The organism is Acidovorax sp. KPB24-07 (assembly GCF_057543315.1).
On record NZ_BAAJYS010000276.1, the window covers coordinates 1 to 4,490 of the forward strand.

Sequence of the window (4,490 nt, forward strand, 5' to 3'; positions counted from 1 at the left end):
CCGCGCTCGTCAGGCCCAGGCGCAGCGTGGCCGGCATGCCCTGGGCCGCTACCGCCGCTTGCGCATAGCGCAGCAACTGGCCGACGCGGCGCGCGTAGGGCAGCAGCCGGCGCCCGGCCTCGGTGAGCGCCACGCCCTGGGTGGTGCGGTCGAAGAGCCGCGTTCCCAGCCGCTCCTCCAGCTCGCGGATGGCCCGGCTCAGCGGCGGCTGGGACAGGTGCAGGGTTTCGGCGGCCTGCCGGAAGCTGAGGGCATCCGCCACCGCCAGAAAAAGCGCGAGGGAGCGGGAATCGAGAAGGTTTGGCATACCAAAAAGGTATCACGAATCGAGTCATTCCCTGGCTGAACGACCCTCCCTAGAGTGGCGGCTTCCATCCACTTTTCGAGAACCGCCATGACCCGTTATCTCCCTGATTTTTGCGCCCGCCAGAACTGCGCGCAGCAGCGCCAGAGCGGCGCCCGATGAGCGCCGGGCGCTACGAACGGGGCCGGCGCATGCTGGCCGCCGTGGACGGCCCTGCCGGCCTGGCGGTGGTCGAAGCGCTGGCCCAGTCGTTTCCGGACTTCGCGCGCTACCTGCTGGAGTTTCCGTTCGGCGACATCTATGACCGCGAAGGGCTGGGCCTGCGCGAGCGCGAGCTGGCCACCGTGGCGGCGCTATGCGCCCTCGGCCATGCGCTGCCGCAGTTGAAGGTGCATGTGCACGCCGCGCTGCACGTGGGCTGCCAGCCCCAGGAAATCGTAGAGGTGGTGATGCAGATGGCGGTGTACGCGGGCTTTCCGGCCGCGCTCAACGGGCTGTCCGTCGTGCGCGAGGTGTTCGCGGAATCGGGCATCGCACTGCCGCTGGCGTGATCGCCAGCGCTTCGTCAGTCCCCGCCCCCGGGCCGGTCCACCACGGTATCGAGCGGCAGCGCGTGCAGCTCGCCCAGCAACCGCACCAGCGCCGCTGCCGCGGCCTGCACCACCGCCCGGCCTTTTTCGGCCGTGGCGCCCGCGGCATTGCCCACCGCGCCGGCCGGGTGGTAATCCTGCATGGCCCAGCCCATCTTGGCGCTCTTGCCATTGCCCAGGAGGGCGTAGCGCTCCGCCCGGTCCTGCGAGGTGGAGCGCCAGTGCTGCGCCTGCGCCATGTGCACGGTGCCGGGGGCGAGGTGCAGCATCATCGACGTCTCGATCTCGCCGCCGTGGATGCCGAAGCGGTGCTCCTCGGCGCTGAATTGCGCGCTCACGGCCTCGGGCAGCGGCAGGCTGAACCAGCTGGCGCTGTACACCAGCAGGCCGCAGTGCTGGCGCAGCTCGCGCGCCACGATGTCCATCACGCTCACCTGGCCGCCGTGGCCGTTGAGCAGCAGCAGTTTCTTCACGCCCGCGCGGGCCACGCATTCGCCCAGCTCCGTCCACAGCGCGATGAGGGTGGCGGGCCTGAGCGTGAGGGTGCCGGCATAGGCCGTGTGCTCGGTGCTCAGGCCCACGTTCTGCGGCGGCAGGAACAGCGCCGGCACCTCGGCCGGCAGTTGCGGCAGCGCGGCATCGATCACGCCCTGCAGCAGGGCCGCGTCCACGCTCAGCGGCAGGTGGGGGCCATGCTGCTCGATGGCCGCCACGGGGAGCACTGCGACGGTTTGCGCCGCCCGGCCCGAGGCCTGCGCCTGCGCGAAATCGCGGGCGGACCATTCGGCCCAGAAGCGGGAAGGCGGGGCCGGGGGAGCGGTGCGGGGTGAGGTCATGGGCGGTTCAGAAGGTGGCCTGCGGCAATTCGTTGCGGGTGAACACGAGCGAGACCTTGGCCTCCGGCGGGATCGCGGGAAGCGCTGCATCCCACGCCTGCCACGCGGCGCGCAACTCGGCCAGGCGCGCGGGCTCGCGATCGCGCAGGTTGGCGCGCTCGCGCGGATCGGCCACCACGTCGAACAGGTATTCCACGCCGTCCACCTGCAGGTACTTGTGGCGGCCGCGCACCAGCGCGCGCTGCTCGCGGTGCTTCATGCGCCAGCACAGGTCGCGCTCCGGATTCCACGCGGGGTCGTCGAACAGCGGCAGCAGGCTGGTGCCGTCCAGCGGGTAGTCGGGGTGGGCCGCCACGCCGGCCGCGTCGAGGAAGGTGGCGGTCCAGTCCATGGTGAGGCTGGGCGTGTCGCTCACGCGGCCCGGAGCGATGCGGGCGGGCCAGCGCGCCAGCAGCGGCACGCGGATGCCGCCCTCCAGCAGGTCCATCTTCTGGCCCACGAACGGCCAGTTGTTGGAATAGCGCTCGCCGCCGTTGTCGCTGGTGAAGACGATCAGGGTGTTTTCGGCCAGGCCCTTTTCCTGCAGCGCATCCAGCACCCAGCCGATGCCTTCGTCCATGTGGTGGACCATGCGCTGGTAGGTTTCCAGGCTGCCGCCGTCGATGTGCTTGCCGAAGCCGGCGAGCCGCTGCGATTCGGCGCGGTCGTCCCGCGTGAGCCAGGGCCAGTGGGGCGCGCTGTAGTGCAGGCTCAGCAGAAAGGGGCGGTCCACCGACTGATCGCGCACGAAGTCCACCGCCCGGCGGCTGAGCAGGTCGGTGAGGTAGCCGTCTTCGGTGTGCTCGGTTTCGTTGACCCAGAAGTCCGGGCGGCCGCGCGGGTCGCAATGCGCGAAGTAGTCCGAGCCGCCGGCATGGAAGCCATAGAACGTATCGTAGCCGGACATGCGCGGGCCGAAGTGCGGCGGGTAGCCCAGGTGCCACTTGCCCACCAGGGCGGTGGCGTAGCCCGCATCGCGCAGCAGCGAAGGCAGCGTGGGGTGGCCGGGTGGCAGGCCCAGCACCTTGTCGCCGTGCACGCTGGCCAGCGGCTCCTCGGCCGCGCCGCGCAGGCGGTACTGCCAGCGCCCCGTGGCTAGTGCGAACCGCGTGGGGGAGCACACGGCCGAATTGGAATAGCCCCGCGTGCAGCGCAGGCCCTCGGCCGCCAGCGCGTCCAGGCGCGGCGAGACATCCACGGGCACGCTGTAGGCATCGCGGGCGCCGGTGCAGCCCAGGTCGGCATAGCCCAGGTCGTCGGCAAGGATGAAGATCAGATTGGGGCGGGAGGACGTCATGGACCGGTCGCAGTGAGGGGATTGGCTCGAAATTGGGACGGGGCAAACCAGCAAGGGGCCCTCGATTGTCGCCGCCTGCCCGGCACCTGAACGCCCTTCCGCTCGCCATCCGCGCACCGGCAGGCTGGTTTGTGTCCTACAGATCGATTACATCAGAGGATTAAAAATTACACATTGACACACACCCATCCCGCCGGCCAAATCGGCATTCGACTCTAGCGAAAAGGCTGCATCCATGAACTTCTTCCAACGCATGAAACTGGGCACCTTGCTGGGCTCGGGTTTTGCTCTCGTGATCGCCATCGGCTTCCTGGTGGCCGCCTTCGGACGGGTACAGCTCGATCACATCGGCGGCAACATCAAGCTGCTGTCGCATGAGCGCATCGCCAACCTGCTGGTGCTGCAGGAAATGAAGGACGGCATCAACACGGTGGCCCGGGCCGCACGCAACATCGCGCTGCTGGAAGACATTCCGCAGATGGCCGATGAAAAACGCCGCATCGACAAGGCCCAGGCACGCAATGCAGAACTGCTCAGCCAACTGAACCAGCGCATGACCAGTCCCGAGGCAAAAGCCCTGGTTGCTCAGATCGGGCAGGCGCGGCCCGCCTATGTGGAGGCCCTGAACAAGGCCGTCGACCTGGGCCTTGCCAACCAGAACGATCAGGCACGCGAGCAGTTGCTCGGCCCGGTGCGCCCTGTGCAAGCCGCTTATTTCAAGGCGCTGGACGACCTGGTCGACTACCAGAAGGCCGCCACCGTGCGCACGGCCGACGAGTCCGAGAAGGACGCGGTCGCCGCAGGCACGCTGATGCTCGCGCTGGCCGCCCTCGCGGCCGCCGCAGGCGCCATGGTGGCCTGGGCCATCACCCGGCAGATCAAGGGGCAACTGGGCGGCGAGCCGGCCTATGCCTCCGAGGTCGCGCAGCAGGTGGCCAACGGCAATCTGGCGGTCGGCGTGCAACTGCGCCAGGGCGACACCCACAGCGTGCTGGCGGCCATGAACGCCATGCGCACCAGCCTGAGCGGCATCGTGAGCCAGGTGCGCGAAAGCAGCGAGTCCATCGCGACCGGCGCCGGGCAGATCGCCACCGGCAACGCCGACCTGAGCCAGCGCACCGAAGAGCAGGCCTCCAACCTGCAGCAGACGGCGGCATCAATGGAAGAGATGAACTCCACCGTCAAGCAGAACGCCGACACCGTGCGCACCGCCTCGCAACTGGCGAGCTCGGCCAGCGCCACCGCCTCCAAGGGCGGCGAGGTGGTGGGCAACGTGGTACGCACCATGGAAGACATCACCGCCAGCTCGCGCCGCATCAGCGACATCATCGGCGTGATCGACTCCATCGCGTTCCAGACCAACATCCTGGCGCTGAACGCCGCGGTGGAAGCCGCCCGCGCGGGCGAGCAGGGCCGGGGCTTCG

5 protein-coding genes are annotated in these 4,490 nt (G+C 69.2%); 2 read left to right on the forward strand and 3 right to left on the reverse strand.

Features of this window, described 5'->3' with window-relative positions:
* Nucleotides 1–307, reverse strand: a 307-nt coding sequence (locus AC27IQ_RS19150; RefSeq protein ID WP_487090422.1) for a LysR family transcriptional regulator, incomplete at its 3' end; no start/stop codon positions are given.
* Nucleotides 308–462: 155 nt separating this feature from the next.
* Between AC27IQ_RS19150 and AC27IQ_RS19155 the strand changes: the two genes are divergently transcribed.
* On the forward strand, nucleotides 463–855 hold the full coding sequence (locus AC27IQ_RS19155; RefSeq protein ID WP_487090423.1) for a carboxymuconolactone decarboxylase family protein: 393 nt from the start codon (nucleotides 463–465) through the stop codon (nucleotides 853–855).
* Between the two features lie 14 nt (nucleotides 856–869).
* Here AC27IQ_RS19155 and AC27IQ_RS19160 read toward each other — a convergent pair whose 3' ends face one another.
* Together AC27IQ_RS19160 and AC27IQ_RS19165 are read right to left on the reverse strand one after the other, a co-directional pair.
* Nucleotides 870–1,730 (reverse strand): creatininase family protein, encoded by an 861-nt coding sequence (locus AC27IQ_RS19160; protein ID WP_487090424.1) that lies wholly within the window; start codon nucleotides 1,728–1,730, stop codon nucleotides 870–872.
* A 7-nt stretch (nucleotides 1,731–1,737) separates the two neighbouring features.
* A complete protein-coding gene (locus tag AC27IQ_RS19165; protein WP_487090425.1) occupies nucleotides 1,738–3,066 on the reverse strand; it encodes a sulfatase family protein in 1,329 nt (442 codons plus the stop codon).
* A gap of 235 nt (nucleotides 3,067–3,301) precedes the next feature.
* On the opposite strand from AC27IQ_RS19165, the gene AC27IQ_RS19170 reads away from it, so the two are divergent.
* The coding region (locus tag AC27IQ_RS19170; protein WP_487090426.1) for a methyl-accepting chemotaxis protein at nucleotides 3,302–4,490 on the forward strand (1,189 nt) is incomplete at its 3' end.

Coding starts and splice junctions, on each gene's coding strand:
- AC27IQ_RS19155 (WP_487090423.1), top strand. CDS start 463: ATGAGCGCCGGGCGCTACGAACGGGGCCGGCGCATGCTGGCCGCCGTG.
- AC27IQ_RS19160 (WP_487090424.1), bottom strand. CDS start 1,730: ATGACCTCACCCCGCACCGCTCCCCCGGCCCCGCCTTCCCGCTTCTGG.
- AC27IQ_RS19165 (WP_487090425.1), bottom strand. CDS start 3,066: ATGACGTCCTCCCGCCCCAATCTGATCTTCATCCTTGCCGACGACCTG.